Origin of the sequence: Streptomyces sp. NPDC057638 (assembly GCF_042800315.1) — a bacterium.
Classification (GTDB): Bacteria; Actinomycetota; Actinomycetes; order Streptomycetales; family Streptomycetaceae; genus Streptomyces.
The window spans coordinates 1-16,836 of the sequence record NZ_JBHVHF010000178.1 but is presented as its reverse complement, the minus strand read 5'-3'; the positions used below and the strand labels follow the sequence as shown (position 1 = coordinate 16,836).

The following is a 16,836-nucleotide window of genomic DNA, read 5'->3' as shown; positions in this document are numbered from 1 at the left end:
CTCGTGTGACGAGTGGCGGGGTGCGGTGGTTTCTGCGCGGTGCCGGTGCGGGCCGTGATGCGGCCCACCCGGAGACAGGCCCCATGACCTGGGGGTTTCATGATCGCCGTCTCAGATAGTAGGAAGTCCGACTAACTGTGGAGACAGTGCGGCTCCGCTGATCTAACGTGGTACGAGCCGAACGTCTCGCTCGATCCAGCGAAGTGGCGGTCCGAGTCCGTGCCCCTGGCAGGCAACCCCTGCGGCGCGCTCCCCGCCCCCTCCGGCGCCTTTGACATCCCCCGTGATCTCCAAGGAGTCGATCATCATGTCCGCTGAGACCGTCCGCCGCGCCCCGTCTGCCGTTCACCCCGCCGCCAGCCGTGCGGCCCGGGTGCGCCGCGCCAGTGAGTACGACCGCCGTAACGCCGCCGCCGCGCTCCAGCGCGCCCTCGACCGCCGCGACAACGGCGGCGCCACCGGCCACTGAGCCCCCTCTGCCCCGCCGAGTCCACATGGTGGACGTCGTATGTCATGGGGTGGGACGGGGAGTAGGGTGCCCGCATGTCTCGCAGCATCAATCTCGCAGTGATCCCCGGTGACGGAATCGGCCAGGAAGTCGTGGCCCAGGGCCTGAAGGTCCTGTCCGCGGTCCTTCCGCAGGACGTGAAGCTGGAGACCAAGGAGTACGACCTCGGCGCCCAGCGCTGGCACCGCACCGGGGAGACCCTCCCCGACGCGGAGCTGGAGGCCCTCAAGGGCCATGACGCGATCCTGCTCGGCGCCATCGGCGACCCGTCCGTGCCCTCCGGGGTGCTGGAGCGCGGGCTGCTGCTCAAGCTCCGTTTCGCGTTCGACCACTATGTGAACCTGCGCCCCTCCAAGCTCTTCCCCAACACCGCCACGCCGCTGGCCGGTACGCCGGAGATCGACTTCGTCGTCGTCCGCGAGGGCACCGAGGGTCCCTACACGGGCAACGGTGGCTCTCTGCGTACCGGTACGCCCGCCGAGGTCGCCACCGAGGTCAGCGTGAACACGGCCTACGGTGTGGAGCGCGTCGTCCGTGACGCGTTCGAGCGGGCCGACGCCCGCCCCCGCAAGAAGCTGACGCTGGTGCACAAGAACAACGTGCTCGTCTACGCGGGCCACCTCTGGAAGAACATCTTCGACCGGGTGGCCACCGAGTACCCCGAGGTCACCACCGACTATCTGCACGTCGACGCCGCGACGATCTTCTTCGTCACCCAGCCGGAGCGCTTCGACGTCATCGTCACGGACAACCTCTTCGGTGACATCCTCACCGACCTCGCCGCCGCCGTGACCGGAGGCATCGGCCTGGCCGCCTCCGGCAACATCAACCCGAGCGGCACCTTCCCGTCGATGTTCGAGCCGGTCCACGGCTCCGCGCCCGACATCGCGGGCACCGGCAAGGCCGACCCGACGGCCACCGTCCTCTCGGTCGCCCTGCTGCTGCGCCACCTCGGCCTCACCGCCGAAGCCGCCCGTATCGAGGAGGCCGTCTCGGCCGATCTCGCGGAGCGGGACGGTACGTTCCGTACGACGGACCAGATCGGTGACGCGCTCGCGGTACGCGTAGCGAGCTGACCCGACGTCCCCCAAGCCGCCGGGTCGCTTCCCAGCACCCGGCGGCTTCTGTTCGCGTGGCTCCCGGGTGCACCATCGAACCGGGACCGCCACCACTCCGTCGTACCCTGTTTCCGGCCACCGCCCGGCCGAGCGATAATCGAACCGGGCCGTGGCAGGCGGGTTTGCTCGGACGTCCTAGCACCTGTAGCGGCGTGGGCGCGGTCCGTCACATCCATACGGTGAAGGACATTTGCACTCATGACGACGCCCTCGATCGAGCTGAAGCCCTCCTCGCACCCGCTCTCCGACACCGAGCGCGCGGCGATCCTCGCCGACCCCGGGTTCGGCCGCCACTTCACCGACCACATGGTGACCATCAAGTGGACCGAGGGGCGCGGCTGGCACGACGCCGAACTCACCCCGTACGGTCCCCTCTCGCTCGACCCGGCCAATATGACCCTGCACTACGCGCAGGAGATCTTCGAGGGACTCAAGGCCTACCGGGGCCCCGACGGCACGGTCGCCACCTTCCGCCCCGAGGCCAACGCCGAGCGCTTCCAGCGCTCCGCCCGCAGGCTCGCCATGCCCGAGCTGCCGACGGAGCTCTTCGTCGCCGCCTGTGACGCGCTGGTGCGCCAGGACAAGGCGTGGGTTCCCGGCCATGGCGGCGAAGCCTCCCTCTACCTGCGGCCGTTCATGATCGCCACCGAGGTCGGGCTCGGTGTCCGCCCCGCCAACGAGTACCTCTTCGTGGTCATCGCCTCCCCGGCCGCCTCCTACTTCCCCGGTGGCGTCCAGCCGGTCTCCGTCTGGCTCTCCGAGAACTATGTCCGCGCCGTCCCCGGCGGCATGGGCTTCGCCAAGACCGGCGGCAACTACGCGGCCTCCCTGCTCGCCCAGGCCGAGGCCGCCGCGAAGGGCTGCGACCAGGTCGTCTGGCTCGACGCGCTGGAGCACCGCTGGGTCGAGGAGATGGGCGGGATGAACCTGTACTTCGTGTACGGGGACCGGATCGTCACCCCCGAGCTGACCGGCTCCCTCCTCGCCGGGATCACCCGCGACTCCCTCCTCGCCCTCGCCAAGGACCTCGGGTACTCGGCGGAGGAGGGCCGGATCTCCACCGAGCAGTGGAAGCGGGACACCGAGAGCGGTGAGCTGAAGGAGGTCTTCGCCTGCGGTACGGCGGCGGTGATCACGCCGGTCGGGACCGTGCGGTCGGCCGGGGCGGACTGGACGCAGGGGGATGGGACGCCGGGGCCGGTGACGCTGCGGCTGCGCAAGGCGCTGCTGGACATCCAGACCGGTGTCGCCGAGGACGCCCACGGCTGGATGCACCCGCTGGGCGCCTGACCCGCTGGGTCCGCCCGCCCGTTCCTCCCTTGTATGCGCCCCACCCCTCGCGGTGGGGCGCACCCCGTTCCGGACCCGGTCCCATTTCTCACGCGGGCGCATCGGCCCGGTGAGGTGGTGTGGGCGGCGATGGCGGGCGAGTTTTGAGTGATGCTCGAATTGGGGTGAGTGAAGGGTTCCCCCCGGCCGGGGTGATGGTTAGAGTGGCGCTCGAAAGGGGGTCCCATGAGGCTGACACCCACCGAGAGGGACCGGCTCCTCCTCTTCAGCGCCGCCGAGCTGGCACGCGCCCGCAGGGCGCGCGGGCTCCGGCTCAACGTCCCCGAGGCCACCGCCCTCATCGCGGACACCGTGTGCGAGGCCGCGCGGGACGGCCGACGGCTCGCGGAGGCGATCGAGGCCGCGCGGTCGGTGCTCGGGCCGCAGGATGTGCTCCCGGGCGTCGCGGACGTGGTGACCGAGGTCCATGTGGAGGCCGTCTTCGACGACGGCTCCCGGCTGGCCGTCGTGGAGCACCCCATCGCCCCGGATTCCAGCCCCGGGAGCGCGCACCAGCCTCCCGGCGCGCTGCTCCCCGGCCCCCCGCACCAGGACCCCCCGCCCGTCCTCACGCTCACCGTGCGCAACACCGCCGATGTCCCCGTCAGCGTCACCTCCCACTTCCATCTCTTCGAGGCCAACCCCCGGCTGGAGTTCGACCGCGCCGCCGCCTACGGGATGCGGCTGAGCGTCCCGGCGGGCTCCTCCGTCCGGTTCGACCCGGGGGGCACGGCCGAGGTGGGGCTCGTCCCGATCGGCGGTGACCGGGTGGCGATCGGCTTCGCGGGCCTGGTGGACGGCCCGCTGGACGCTCCCGGAGCCAAGGAGGAGGCCCTGCGCCGGGCCGCCGCCTGCGGCTACCGGGGCGCTGTCCCGCCCGGCGGCGCCGGCGGAACCCCCGTACCGCCCGAGACGAACGGCCCGGCCGCTCCCCGACCGGAGGAACGCCGATGAGCGCCCCCATCGACCCCCGTGACTACGCCGCCGTCCACGGCCCCCGCGCCGGGGACCGGGTCGTCCTCGGGGACACCGGGCTGGTCGTCCGGGTGGAGTCGGACTCGCAGTCCTACGGCGACGAGTTCCTCGCGGGCTTCGGCAAGACCGCCCGCGACGGACTCCACCTCAAGGCCGCCGCCGTGCGCGAGACCTGTGACCTCGTCATCAGCAACGTCCTCGTCATCGACGCCGTACAGGGCATCCGCAAGGTCTCCATCGGGGTACGGGAGGGCAGGATCGCCGCCATCGGGCGCGCCGGGAACCCCGACACCCTCGACGGGGTCGACGTCGTCACCGGCACCGGGACCACCATCGTCTCCGGCGAGGGGCTGATCGCCACCGCGGGCGCCGTCGACACCCATGTGCATCTGCTCTCGCCCCGGGTGATGGAGGCGTCGCTGGCCTCCGGTGTCACCACGATCATCGGCCAGGAGTTCGGTCCGGTGTGGGGTGTCGGCGTCAACTCGCCCTGGGCGCTGCGCCACGCCTTCAGCGCCTTCGACGCCTGGCCGGTCAATATCGGCTTCCTCGGCCGCGGTTCCTCCTCGGGCGCCGCGCCGCTGGTGGAGGCGCTCGCCGAGGGCGGTGCCTGCGGGTTCAAGGTGCATGAGGACATGGGCGCCCACACCCGTGCCCTGGACACCGCGCTGCGGGTGGCCGAGGAGTACGACGTCCAGGTCGCCCTGCACAGCGACGGCCTCAACGAGTGCCTCTCCGTGGAGGACACCCTCCGGGTGCTGGAGGGCCGCACCATCCACGCCTTCCATATCGAGGGCTGCGGCGGCGGACACGTACCGAATGTCCTCAAGATGGCCGGGGTGCCCAACGTCATCGGCTCCTCCACCAACCCGACGCTCCCCTTCGGCCGGGACGCCGTCGCCGAGCACTACGGGATGATCGTCTCCGTCCACGATCTGAAGACCGACCTGCCCGGTGACGCGGCCATGGCCCGGGACCGGATCCGCGCCGGGACGATGGGCGCCGAGGACGTCCTCCATGATCTCGGGGCCATCGGCATCACCTCCTCGGACGCCCAGGGCATGGGCCGCGCGGGCGAGACCGTCCGCCGTACCTTCGCCATGGCCGGGAAGATGAAGGCCGAACGCGGCCCGGTGGACGGCGACGGTCCGCACGACGACAACGGCCGGGTGCTGCGCTATGCCGCCAAGCTGACCCTCAACCCCGCCATCGCGCACGGCCTCGCCCATGAGGTCGGCTCCATCGAGGTGGGCAAGCTGGCCGACCTGGTGCTCTGGCGCCCCGAGTTCTTCGGCGCCAAGCCACAGCTCGTGCTGAAGTCCGGCTTCCCCGCGTACGGGGTGACCGGCGACCCCAACGCCGCCACCGACACCTGTGAACCCCTCGTCCTCGGTCCCCAGTTCGGCGGTTACGGCGCGACCGCCGCCGAGATCTCCGTGGCCTTCGTCGCGGGGGCCGCCGTCGATCTCGGCGCCGACGCGATGCCCACCCGGCGCCGCCGGGTCGCCGTCCGGGGCACCCGCGGCATCGGCCCCGCCGACCTGCACCGCAACACCCGGCTGGGCGCGGTCGCCGTGGACGCCCGTACCGGAGGGGTCACCCTCGACGGCGACCCGATCCGCTCCGACCCGGCCGAGACGGTCTCCCTGAACCGCCTCTACTTCCTCTGATGTCCCTCGACCTCCGCTGACAGGAGCCCCATGTTCCGTATGCCGCCCGAGTGGGCGCCCCATGAGCGCACCTGGATGGCCTGGCCGGTCCCCAACACCACCTTCGGCCCCGGTGAGCTGGCCCGGTCCCGCCGCGCCTGGGCGGCCGTGGCCCGTGCCGTACGGCGGTTCGAACCGGTCACGATGGTGGTCCCGCCCGGTGGGACGGAGGAGGCCCGTGCCCTGCTCGGCCCCGAGGTCGAGCTGGTCGAACGGCGGCTGGACGACGCCTGGATGCGCGATATCGGCCCCACCTTCGTCACCGACGGCACCCGGCTGGCCGCCGTCGACTGGGTCTTCAACGGCTGGGGCGCCCAGGAGTGGGCCTCCTGGACCCATGACGCCGCCATCGCCCGCGAGGTCGCGGCGCTGGCCGGTGTCCCCGTCCATCCCTCCCCGCTCACCAACGAGGGCGGCGGGATCCATGTCGACGGCGAGGGCACCGTCCTGCTCACCGAGACCGTGCAGCTCGGCCCCGAGCGCAACCCCGGCTGGACCAGGGAGCGGGTGGAGGCCGAGATCCACGCCCGCCTCGGCACCACCAAGGCCATCTGGCTGCGGCGCGGGCTGACCGCCGACTACCCGCCGCACGGTTACGGCACCCTCGGCCATGTCGACATCGTCGCCGCCTTCGCGGCCCCCGGTGTGATCGTCGCCCACACCCAGCCCGACCCCACCCACCCCGACCACGGCCCCTGCCAGGAGAACGTCGCCTTCCTGCGCGCCCAGACCGACGCCAGGGGACGCCCGGTCGAGGTGGTCGAGGTGCCCGCGCCGACCGCCGTCCGCACCGAGGACGGCGGCTGGGCCGACTACTCGTACATCAACCACTACCTCTGCAACGGCGCGGTGATCCTCTGCGCCTTCGACGACCCTCGCGACGAGGAGGCCGCGGCCGTCTTCCGCGCGCTCCACCCCGGCCGCGAGGTGGTCCTCGTCGACGCCCGTACGCTCTTCGCGGGCGGGGGAGGCATCCACTGCGTCACCCAGCAGCAGCCCGCGCCCGCGTGGCTCCGGCCCTGACGCGGCGTACGGCGGGCGGCGTGGGTACGGCGGGCATGAGCGCGGCGGGCATGAGCGTGACGGACCTGGGCGTGACGGACGGGTGGGCGCCGGACGGGGTGTACAACGGACGGGTGAACATGCCGCTCCCACCCCCCTCCGGCACCGGGGAGGCGGAATGACCCCGCCCACCCGGCGCCGCAACGTCGCGCCGCCCCGCGAGTCCGTCCTCGCCGCCGCCATGGCCACCATCGCCGAGCGCGGGCTCGACGGGCTGACCATGGCGGGACTCGGCCGCGAGGTCGGCATGAGCAGTGGCCACCTCCTCTACTACTTCCGCACCAAGGACGAACTCCTGCTGCGGACCCTGGAGTGGAGCGAGGAACGCCTCGGCGCCCGCCGGGGAGAACTGCTCTCCCGGCAGGACCCCGCCGCCGCCCGGCTGACCGCCTACGCCGAGCTGTACCTCCCCGACGGGCCGCGCGATCCGCACTGGACCCTCTGGCTGGAGGTCTGGCAGCGCTCCCAGAGCGCCGGTGACGACGCCCGCGCCCGCCAGGCCGCCATCGAACGCGCCTGGCACCGCGATCTGGCCGCGCTGCTCGCCGAGGGCGTCTCCCGGGGCGAGTTCCGCCGCCTCGACCCCGACCGCGCCGCCACCCGGCTGCGCGCCCTCCTCGACGGCTTCAGCGTCCATGTCACCGTCGGGCTGCCCGGCCTCACCCGCGCGCACGCCCTCGCCCATCTGGACGAGTTCCTCACCGAGTCGGTCCTGGCGCCGCCCGTCGGCTGAGAGGACCGGCCCCGCCGCGCACCGCCGCGTGACGGCATCCTCGCCGCCACGCTCGGTGCGGTCCAGGGAACGCAACGTACGCAAGTACGCCCGATCGTTGTCGGGTTGACCCTTGTCGGGCCCACCGGGGCGCGGGCACGGTGAGCGTCCATGGGACGAGAGCACTGGAAGAAGATCTGGGTCGGCTCGGCCGGAAACATGGTCGAGTGGTTCGACTGGTTCGTCTACGCGAGCTTCGCCACGTACTTCGCGGGCGCGTTCTTCCCGGAGGGGAACGACACCGCGAAACTCATGAACACGGCGGGCATCTTCGCGGTCGGGTTCTTCATGCGGCCCGTCGGCGGCTGGCTGCTCGGCCGCGTCGGCGACCGCAAGGGCCGCAAAGCCGCCCTGACCCTCACCGTGACCCTGATGTCCGCCTCGGCGCTGCTGATCGCCGTCGCCCCGACCTACTCGGTCGCGGGATACGGCGGCGCCGCCGTCCTGCTGATCGCCCGGCTGCTCCAAGGGCTCTCCGTCGGCGGTGAGTACGCCGCCAGCGCCACCTATCTCACCGAGGCGTCCGCGCCCCAGCACCGGGGCTTCGCCTCCAGCTTCCAGTACGTCTCGATGACGGCCGGTCAGATCCTCGGCCTGGGCCTCCAGATCATCCTCCAGCGCACGATGTCCGATGACACCCTGCACAGCTGGGGCTGGCGGATCCCGTTCATCATCGGCGCCCTCGGCGCGGCCGTCGTCTTCTATCTGCGGCGGAACATGCTGGAGACGGAGGTGTACGAGGAGTCCGCCGACGACACCCCGGCCCATGAGAAGGGCACCATGAAGGCGCTCTGGTCGCACCGGCGCGAGGCGTTCCTGGTCATGGCGCTGACCATGGGCGGGACCGTCGCGTACTACACGTACACCACCTATCTGACGAAGTACCTCTCCAACTCGGCCGGGCTGCCCAAGGAGACCGCCACCCTCGTCTCCTTCTGCGCGCTGATCGTCTTCGCCTGTCTCCAGCCGCTGGCCGGACGGCTCTCCGACCGGGTGGGGCGGCGCCCGTTGCTGATCACCTTCGCGATCGGCTCGACCTTCCTCACCGTGCCGATCATGACGCTGCTCCAGCACGCGGGATCGTTCTGGCCCGCGTTCGGGCTCTCGCTGCTGGCGCTGGTGGTCATCACCGGGTACACCTCGATCAACGCCTGTGTGAAGGCCGAACTCTTCCCGACCGGCGTCCGGGCGCTGGGGGTGGCACTCCCGTACGCCATCGCCAACGCGCTCTTCGGCGGCACGGCCGAGTACGTGGCGCTGTGGTTCAAGGACTCGGGGATCGAGTCCGGCTTCTACTGGTACGTCGCCGGATGCGCGGCGGTCTCGCTGATCGTCTACCTGGCCATGCGCGAGACGCGGGACATCGACCTCAACCGGGTCGGGCGCCGGGAGCCCGCCCCGGGGCGGCCCGAGCGGGAGACGACTCCTCTGAGCTGACGCGGGCTGACACGGGCCGGGCCGGGCGGACGCGGGCCGGGCCGGGCGGACGCGGGCTGACACGGGCCGGCCCGGGCTGAGGAGTGACGGGCGTCCGGCACCGGGCGCCCGTCCTGCCCGTCACGCCCGGTCCCGCCCCGTCCGGCAATGGGTCGACATCTGCCCGGATGGTGAGACCGTACGTCCCGGCGGACACCCCCCTGTGGCAGACTCTGCACCGTGCCTCACTACGCCATGATTATCGGCAGCGAGCGCGCCGGTCCGCAGTGACCGTCCGTACCACCCCGTACGGAACGGCCACCGTGCCCCAGACCCGCGCGCAGACCTCTCGCATCCGCGAGGGGTTTTTTCGTTTCCCGGCCCGACCCCGGAGGGGAAACGGAGGCACGCGAAGATGGGGGCAGTGGATCCAGACATTCCGGGAGCCACTCACCCGACAGGAGCAAGACAGTCATGACCAGTAAGGCCACCGACCAGGCCCCGGCATCCGGCGACGGCCGCCGTGCCGACGACGGCTTCCACGTCTTCGACACCACCCTCCGGGACGGCGCCCAGCGCGAGGGCATCAACCTCACGGTCGCCGACAAGCTGACCATCGCCCGCCACCTCGACGACTTCGGGGTCGCCTTCATCGAGGGCGGCTGGCCGGGGGCCAACCCCCGGGACACCGAGTTCTTCGCGCGCGCCCAGCGGGAGATCACCTTCCGCCACGCCCAGCTGGTGGCCTTCGGCGCCACCCGCCGCGCGGGCGGGCGGGCTGCCGACGACCCCCAGGTCCGCGCGCTGCTGGAGTCCGGCGCCCCCGTGATCACCCTGGTCGCCAAGGCCCATGACCGTCATGTCGAGAAGGCCCTGCGGACCACGCTGGAGGAGAACCTGGAGATGGTGCGGGACACCGTCTCCCACCTCCGGGAGCAGGGCCGCCGGGTCTTCGTCGACGCCGAGCACTTCTTCGACGGCTACCGGGCCAACCCCGAGTACGCCAAGGCCGTGGTGCGTACCGCCGCCGAGGCGGGCGCCGACGTGGTCGTGCTGTGCGACACCAACGGCGGGATGCTGCCCGCCCAGATCCAGGCCGTCGTCGCCACCGTCCTCGCCGACACCGGCGCCCGGCTCGGCATCCACGCCCAGGACGACACGGGCTGCGCCGTGGCCAACACCCTGGCCGCCGTCGACGCGGGCGCCACCCACGTCCAGTGCACCGCCAACGGCTACGGCGAGCGGGTCGGCAACGCCAACCTCTTCCCCGTCGTCGCCGCGCTGGAGCTGAAGTACGGCCAGAAGGTCCTCCCCGAGGGCTCCCTCGCCGAGATGACCCGCATCTCCCACGCCATCGCCGAGGTCGTCAATCTGACGCCCTCCACCCACCAGCCGTACGTCGGCGTCTCGGCCTTCGCCCACAAGGCGGGCCTGCACGCCTCCGCGATCAAGGTCGACCCGGACCTCTACCAGCACATCGACCCCGAGCGGGTCGGCAACACCATGCGGATGCTGGTCTCCGACATGGCGGGCCGCGCCTCGATCGAGCTCAAGGGCAAGGAGCTGGGCGTCGATCTGGGCGGCGACCGCGAACTGGTCGGCCGGGTGGTCGAGCGGGTCAAGGAACGCGAGCTGAAGGGGTACACCTACGAGGCCGCCGACGCCTCCTTCGAGCTGCTGCTGCGCGCCGAGGCCGAGGGCGGCCCGCGCCGGTACTTCCGTACCGAGTCCTGGCGGGCGATCGTCGAGGACCGCCCCGACGGCACCCACGCCAACGAGGCCACGGTCAAGCTCTGGGCCAAGGGCGAGCGCATCGTCGCCACCGCCGAGGGCAACGGCCCGGTCAACGCCCTGGACCGGGCGATGCGGGTGGCGCTGGAGCGCTTCTACCCGCCGCTGGCCAAGCTGGAGCTGGTCGACTACAAGGTCCGGATCCTGGAGGGCCGTCACGGTACGGAGTCCACCACCCGGGTGCTGATCACGACCAGTGACGGTACGGGGGAGTGGTCGACGGTCGGCGTGGCGGAGAACGTGATCGCCGCGTCCTGGCAGGCGCTGGAGGACGCGTACACCTACGGGCTGCTGAAGGCGGGGGTCGCACCGGTCGACTAAACGCCGCCCGGGAGCCGGAGGGCTCTGGCTATGGATATGTGAGGTATGGGGTGATTCGGTAGCGTCGAACCATGACGCCCCGGTCGTTCTCTGTCTGGACAGTTCGCGCGGGTCGCACAGGTCGCACAGGTCGCGCGGGTCGCGCGGGTCGTGTGTGCCGTACGGGCCGTGTGAGTCGTGTGTGTCTGGCCGGCCTGTCCGGACTGCTGCTGGCGCTCCCGGTGTCCCACCCCGGAGCGGCGGCGGAGACGGCCGCGCCCCTGCCGGTGGGGTCCCTGCCGGCGGTGTCCCGGTCGGTGGGGTCTCCGTCGGCGGTGTCCGCGCCGATGGTGTCCGTGCCGACCGTGTCCGCGCCACTGGTGGTCGCGGGCGGCCCCGACGGGGGCGCCGCCGATGCCGTACCGGTGGCGTGGACCGCCGCCGACCGTATCGGCGCCGTGGCCACCACCCCGACGGCCGCCACCGGCCCCGCCGCTGTCGCCGAGGCCTTCGCGCGCGGCCCGGTCTATGTCGACCCCCGGGCCGCCGCGCAGCTCTCCCGCACCGACGCGGACGCGCTCGCCCGGAAGATCCGCGACGCCGACCGCCCCCTCTTCGTCGCGGTGCTGCCCGCCGCCCCCGAGTTCCCGCCGGACACGGTGCTGCGGACGCTGCGCGCCGAGACCGGACGGGCCGGTCTCTACGCCGTACGCCTCGGTGACCGCTTCAACGCGGGCGCCGACGCCCGGGTGCTGCCGACCCCGGCCGTACGGACCCTGGTGGACGATGTCCGTACGCCCCCAGGCGCCGACGCGGCCACCCAGCTCGACAACTTCGCCGACCAGGCACTGCCCCAGATGAACGGCCGCGCCCCCGCCACCTGGGCCCCGCCCAGCGGCAGCGGCGGCCCCGCCAACACGGGCGCGCTCATCGCCTTCGGCGCGGTGCTGGTCGCGGGCGCGATGGGCGCCTACGCGGTGGTGCGCCACAACCGCTCCCGGCGCGAGGCCGGGGAACGTGAGGCGCTCGCCCGGCTGCGCGTGGTCGTGGACGAGGACATCACCGCGTACGGGGAGGAACTCGACCGGCTGGACTTCCATCCGTCGGAGCCGGGCGCCGACGACGCCATGCGGGCCGACTACGAGCGGGCGCTGGACTCCTACGAGCGGGCGAAGTCCCTGATGGCGGCCGCGCGCCACCCCTCGGACGTACGGGAGGTGACCCGGACGATCGAGGACGGCCGCTTCAACCTGGCCGCCCTGGACGCCCGCCGAACCGGCCGTCCGCTCCCCGAGCGCCGCCCGCCGTGCTTCTTCGACCCCCGCCACGGCCCGTCCGTCGCCGACGCCACCTGGACCCCGCCGTCCGGCTCCCCCCGCGAGGTCCCGGTCTGCGCCGCCGACGCCGCCCGGCTGGCCGATGGTCTGCCACCGGAATCCCGCACGGTCGACACCCCCACCGGCCGCCGCCCCTACTGGGACGCGGGCCCGGCCTACGGCCCCTGGGCGGGCGGCTACTTCGCGGGCGGACTGCTGCCCGCCCTGCTCGCGGGGACCCTGCTCGGCGGCGCCCTGTCCTCCCCGGCGTACGGCGCGGACGGCGGCGCCGAGGGCTTCGACGGTTCGTCCAGTGACGGTGGCGGTGGCGGTGGCGGTGGCGGCGGTGGTGACGGTGGCGGATGGGGCGACGGCGGCGGGTGGGGCGGTGACGCGGGTGGGGGTGACTGGGGTGGTGGGGGAGACATGGGGGGCGGAGGTTTCTAGTGATACGTGATCATCTAAGGCGATCACCGCCCACTTGATCTTGTTTATCAGGGGGTCAGCTTCCTGCAACTCCGCAGGTCAAAGCCGTCTGGACCCTTGTCCCGCCTTCATGGCCCCGCTACATTCCGTGTGCCGATCTTTACTGATCGTTTACATCGGGAGAACGGGTCCGGGGAGGACCCGGGGGTGGGGTGAGCTGTGTCCGCACGCCCACGACGGGTGCGTACCCGTGTGGCGCTGATCGTGTCCGCGTTGACGGCGGGGCTGTTGTCCGCCCCGGCCCACGCGGCGTCCACCGCCAGCCCCCCAGGAGGACGTCCGGCATTGCAGAAAGGTTCCGCCAGTGAGCGGGCCAAAGCCACCGGAGCCCCCGTGGAGGTGGTCTCCGAGCGCACCGAGTACAGCCGGACCACCGCCAACCCCGACGGCACCTACACCCTCAGCCAGTCCGTCACCCCCCAGCGGGCGAAGCTGCCCGACGGCACCTGGCGTGAACTCGACACCACCCTGGAACGCCGCCCCGACGGCACCGTCGGCCCCAAGGCCGCCGCCGTCGGACTCGCCTTCTCCGGCGGCGGCGACGGCACACACATGATCCGCCTCTCCGGCGCCAAGGGCTCGGTCACCCTCGGCTGGCCCGGACGGCTGCCCACGCCCACCCTCCAGGGCGACACCGCCACCTACCCGGAAGTCCTCCCCGGGGTCGACCTGCGGCTGACCGCGACCACCGAGGGCTACCACGAGGTTCTCGTCGTCAAGTCGGCCCAGGCCGCCGCCAACCCGGCGCTGGAGCAGGTCACCCTCCCGGTCACCTCGGACGGGCTGACCGTCGCCCCGGGCGAGGGCGGCGGGCTGCGCGCCTTCGACGAGGACGGCAACACCGTCTTCGCCGGGCCGCCGGGGCTGATGTGGGACTCGGCGGGAGGGACGCCAGGGACGCCGACGGGGGCGGTCGCCACGGGAGCGTCGCCCTCCCACACGGCCGAGTCCTCTCGTACGGCCGAGTCCTCTCGTACGGCTCAGTCCTCCCGTACCGCGACGGCGGACGGCACGCCTGCGACACAGGGCACGGCGGCGGCCGAGAACACCGCCCCCGGCAAGGGCGACGCCAGCGCCGAACTGCCCGTACGGGTCGGCGCCGGGACGGTCGCGGTCAGCCCCGACCTCGCCCTGCTGCGCGGCCCCGCGACCGTCTACCCCGTCTATATCGACCCCTCCCTCGGCGTCGGCGTCTCCGCCCGCACGGTCCTGTCCTCCGACGGCGACCGCTTCTGGGACTTCACCGGCGACCTCGGCGTCGGCCGCTGCTACCGCGTCGGCCCCTACTACTGCGACGCCGACCACACCAACCGGATGTACTTCGAGTTCGCCCCCACCGCGCTGGCGGGCAAGCACGTCATCGACGCCACCTTCCGGGCCTACGAGACCTGGTCCTTCTCCTGCACCCCGCACTGGCTCCAGCTCTGGCGCACCGACAACATCTCCTCCGCCACCCGCTGGCCCGGCCCCAAGCAGCTCGACCTGATGGGCGACCGCCAGGTCTCGGCGGGCCGGGGCGACTACTGCACCCCCGCCCAGCCCGACCGCTGGATCGAGTTCAACGACTCCCCTTCGGAACCCGAGGAGAACCTCACCAAGACCGTCCGCTCCTTCGCCGAAGGCGGCTTCAAGCGGCTCACCCTGATGCTGCGCGCCCAGGACGAGGGCAACGCGGACGCCTGGAAGCGGTTCAAGGAGAACGCGGAACTCCAGGTGGTGTACGTACTCAAGCCGGGCGTCCCGACCGACGACGGGGTGATCCCGGGCAACGGTGACGACGAACAGTGCTCCGTCTCCGACCAGACCCCGACGATCGTCACCCGCCCCGACCCGATGCTGCTCACCCGGGTGCGCACCGCGGTCACCCCCAAGCCGGGCCTGGGCGAGCAGGGCTCGCTGCGCTCCCACTTCTGGTACGAGCGGAAGATGCCCGACGGCACCTGGCAGGTGTCCCAGTTCAACATGCCGACCTCGGGCTACCTGGTCAACGGCGACCTCACCGGCAAGCGGCTGCCCGGCGGTGTGGACGGCTCGCTCTACCGGGTGCGCTCGCTGACCCAGTCGTTCTGGACGTACGAGGGCGTGACGACGGCCATCTCGTCCGGGTACCGGCGCTGGTGCTACTTCAGGCTGGACGCGGTGGCGCCGAAGGAGCCGCGGGTGACGGCCGCCTCGGTCTACCAGGAATGCGTCTCCTCCAACGACTGCCCGTCCCTGGGCGGCCCCGGCGTGAAGGGCACCTTCCACTTCCGTCCGAACGTCGCGGACACCGACATCACCCGCTACCGGTGGCGACTGCGGACCCAGCAGGGCGCCCAGCTGGCCAGCGGCGCGACCCCGACCGTCGAGGTACGGCCGACCACGGCCGGGATCCAGGTCCTGGAGGTCGAGGCCATCGACGTCCGCGAGCGGACCAGTGTGCCCACGCTGTTCCGGTTCCGGGTGAGTCCGGCCGAGGGCGCGGTGGGACGCTGGCACTTCAACGACGGCAAGCCGGGCTCCGGCGTGAGCACCGCCGCCGACAGCGCCACCGTCGGCGTCCGCCGCCCGCTCACCCTGCACCAGGGCGCCGGAGTCGCCGACTGGTCCGCCCTCGGGCGCGGCGGGACCGGTGACCACTCGCTCCGGCTCAACGACGATGTGACCGACCCGGCCCAGCAGACCGCGTACGCCAGCACCAGCGCCCCGCCGGTCAACACCCGGGACTCCTTCACCGTCTCCGCCTGGGTCCGGCTCAACGACGACGGCAAGACCCGGGTGATCGCCTCGGCTCCCGGCACCAACACCACCGCGGCCTTCAACCTCTTCTACTCCGGCAGCACGAAGAAGTGGGTCTTCAACCGGGGCGTCACCGACACGGGCACCCCCGCCTACATCAGCTCACTGGCCGACACGGCCAACGCCCCGCTGCGGGTGTGGACCCATGTCGCCGGAGTCTTCGACACCCAGGGCGACACCAGGAACAGCAACGACACCATCCAGCTCTATGTGAACGGCCGCCCGCAGGGCTCCCCGGTCGTCCTGGAGACGGCCAACCCCGACTACATCCCCTGGGCCTCATCGGCCGGGATGAGGGTGGGCGCGTCGAAGGCCGGTGAGCACCTGATGGGCCGGATCGACGAACTCGCCGTCTGGCAGCGCGCGCTCACCGACGACGAGGTGGCGCAGGAGAGCCGGTACGAGGTCAACAGCGTCCCCGCCACGGAACTGGTGGCCTACTGGGACACCGCCTCGGCGGCCAACGGCAAGGTCCCCGAGCTGAGCCCCTACGCGCCCGCCGCCATGGACCTGTCCGCGTCCGGCGCGGTCGCCGACCCGGCCGAGAACGAGGTACGGCTCAACGGCACATCCGGGTTCCTCTCCACCGAAGGCCCGGTGGTGGACGAGACCGGCTCCTTCACGGTGACGGCCGCCGTGAAGCTCGACGGCGACAAACTGCTCACCCTGCCGGTCGGCGGCCGGGCCCATGTGCTGGGGCAGGCCAGCCAGGTCGGGCGGGAGTCGACGTGGGCGATCTGGGTGGAGCGGGTCTCGTCGGCGCCGGACGGGTTCCTGTGGAGGTTCGGCAGGACGACGACGGGTGGGACGGGGACGGTGGTGAACACGGCCTCCACACCGTCGGAGGAGCCCGCCGTGCTCGACACCTGGGTCCAGCTCACCGGGGTCTACGACGCCACCGCCACCACCTTGTCCGGTGTGATCGGACGAACCGAACTGTATGTCGGTGACAGCCCCCAGACCCTGGGCAGTGACGCCGCGTTCGACACCTCCCAGCATGGCGCGGGCGCACTCAGCGCCGGTCGGGGCAGCGCCAAGGGGACCACGGGCCACTACCTGCCGGGTGCGATCCGCGAGGTGCGGGTCTGGACCGGTGCCATGACCTGGGACCAGGTCAGCCAGAAGGTCATGGGAACGCCCGGGGCCGAGTGAAGCAGGGCCGGTCGCCTCCACAGGAGGCGACCGACCCCCACGCCCTGCCCAGCACCACACCGGCCGTGGATCGACGGCCCGGCAGGAACCCCGGTCTCTTATAAACAAAAACGAGCCCCCCAGA

Annotated in this window: 11 protein-coding genes; all 11 read left to right on the top strand. The window is 72.1% G+C overall.

Translation table 11 applies throughout. From position 1 onward, the window contains the following. Positions 1–307: 307 nt before the first annotated feature. The 11 genes from ACFVIM_RS22570 to ACFVIM_RS22520 all read left to right on the top strand — a co-directional run bounded on the left by ACFVIM_RS22570 (position 308) and on the right by ACFVIM_RS22520 (position 16,712). Positions 308–469 (top strand): hypothetical protein, encoded by a 162-nt coding sequence (locus ACFVIM_RS22570; protein WP_384304086.1) that lies wholly within the window; start codon positions 308–310, stop codon positions 467–469. A gap of 74 nt (positions 470–543) precedes the next feature. Then, on the top strand, positions 544–1,584 hold the full coding sequence (locus ACFVIM_RS22565; protein WP_384304084.1) for a 3-isopropylmalate dehydrogenase: 1,041 nt from the start codon (positions 544–546) through the stop codon (positions 1,582–1,584). 240 nt (positions 1,585–1,824) lie between these two features. Beyond that, the gene (locus ACFVIM_RS22560; RefSeq protein ID WP_384304081.1) at positions 1,825–2,916 is read left to right on the top strand and encodes a branched-chain amino acid aminotransferase; all 1,092 of its coding nucleotides are present in this window, start codon (positions 1,825–1,827) and stop codon (positions 2,914–2,916) included. Positions 2,917–3,141: 225 nt separating this feature from the next. Beyond that, positions 3,142–3,909 carry an urease subunit gamma gene (gene ureA / locus ACFVIM_RS22555; RefSeq protein ID WP_384304079.1) on the top strand — a complete coding sequence of 256 codons (768 nt, stop codon included), beginning with the start codon at positions 3,142–3,144 and terminating at the stop codon, positions 3,907–3,909. Beyond that, on the top strand, positions 3,906–5,600 hold the full coding sequence (locus tag ACFVIM_RS22550; RefSeq protein WP_384304076.1) for an urease subunit alpha: 1,695 nt from the start codon (positions 3,906–3,908) through the stop codon (positions 5,598–5,600). Before ureA ends, ACFVIM_RS22550 begins: the two co-directional genes overlap by 4 nt. Before the next feature lie 30 nt (positions 5,601–5,630). After that, positions 5,631–6,662, top strand: coding sequence for an agmatine/peptidylarginine deiminase (locus tag ACFVIM_RS22545; RefSeq protein ID WP_384304073.1), 1,032 nt, complete (start codon positions 5,631–5,633; stop codon positions 6,660–6,662). A 157-nt stretch (positions 6,663–6,819) separates the two neighbouring features. Beyond that, a complete protein-coding gene (locus tag ACFVIM_RS22540) occupies positions 6,820–7,434 on the top strand; it encodes a TetR/AcrR family transcriptional regulator (protein WP_384304070.1) in 615 nt (204 codons plus the stop codon). A gap of 150 nt (positions 7,435–7,584) precedes the next feature. Further along, complete coding sequence (locus tag ACFVIM_RS22535; RefSeq protein WP_384304067.1) at positions 7,585–8,910, top strand: MFS transporter; 1,326 nt, start codon at positions 7,585–7,587, stop codon at positions 8,908–8,910. Positions 8,911–9,363: 453 nt separating this feature from the next. Then, positions 9,364–11,001 carry a citramalate synthase gene (gene cimA, locus ACFVIM_RS22530; protein WP_384304064.1) on the top strand — a complete coding sequence of 546 codons (1,638 nt, stop codon included), beginning with the start codon at positions 9,364–9,366 and terminating at the stop codon, positions 10,999–11,001. A gap of 326 nt (positions 11,002–11,327) precedes the next feature. Then, positions 11,328–12,743: a hypothetical protein gene (locus ACFVIM_RS22525; protein ID WP_384304088.1), complete on the top strand. Its 1,416-nt coding sequence runs from the start codon at positions 11,328–11,330 to the stop codon at positions 12,741–12,743. 324 nt (positions 12,744–13,067) lie between these two features. Further along, a complete protein-coding gene (locus ACFVIM_RS22520; RefSeq protein ID WP_384304062.1) occupies positions 13,068–16,712 on the top strand; it encodes a LamG-like jellyroll fold domain-containing protein in 3,645 nt (1,214 codons plus the stop codon). Positions 16,713–16,836: the final 124 nt, after the last annotated feature.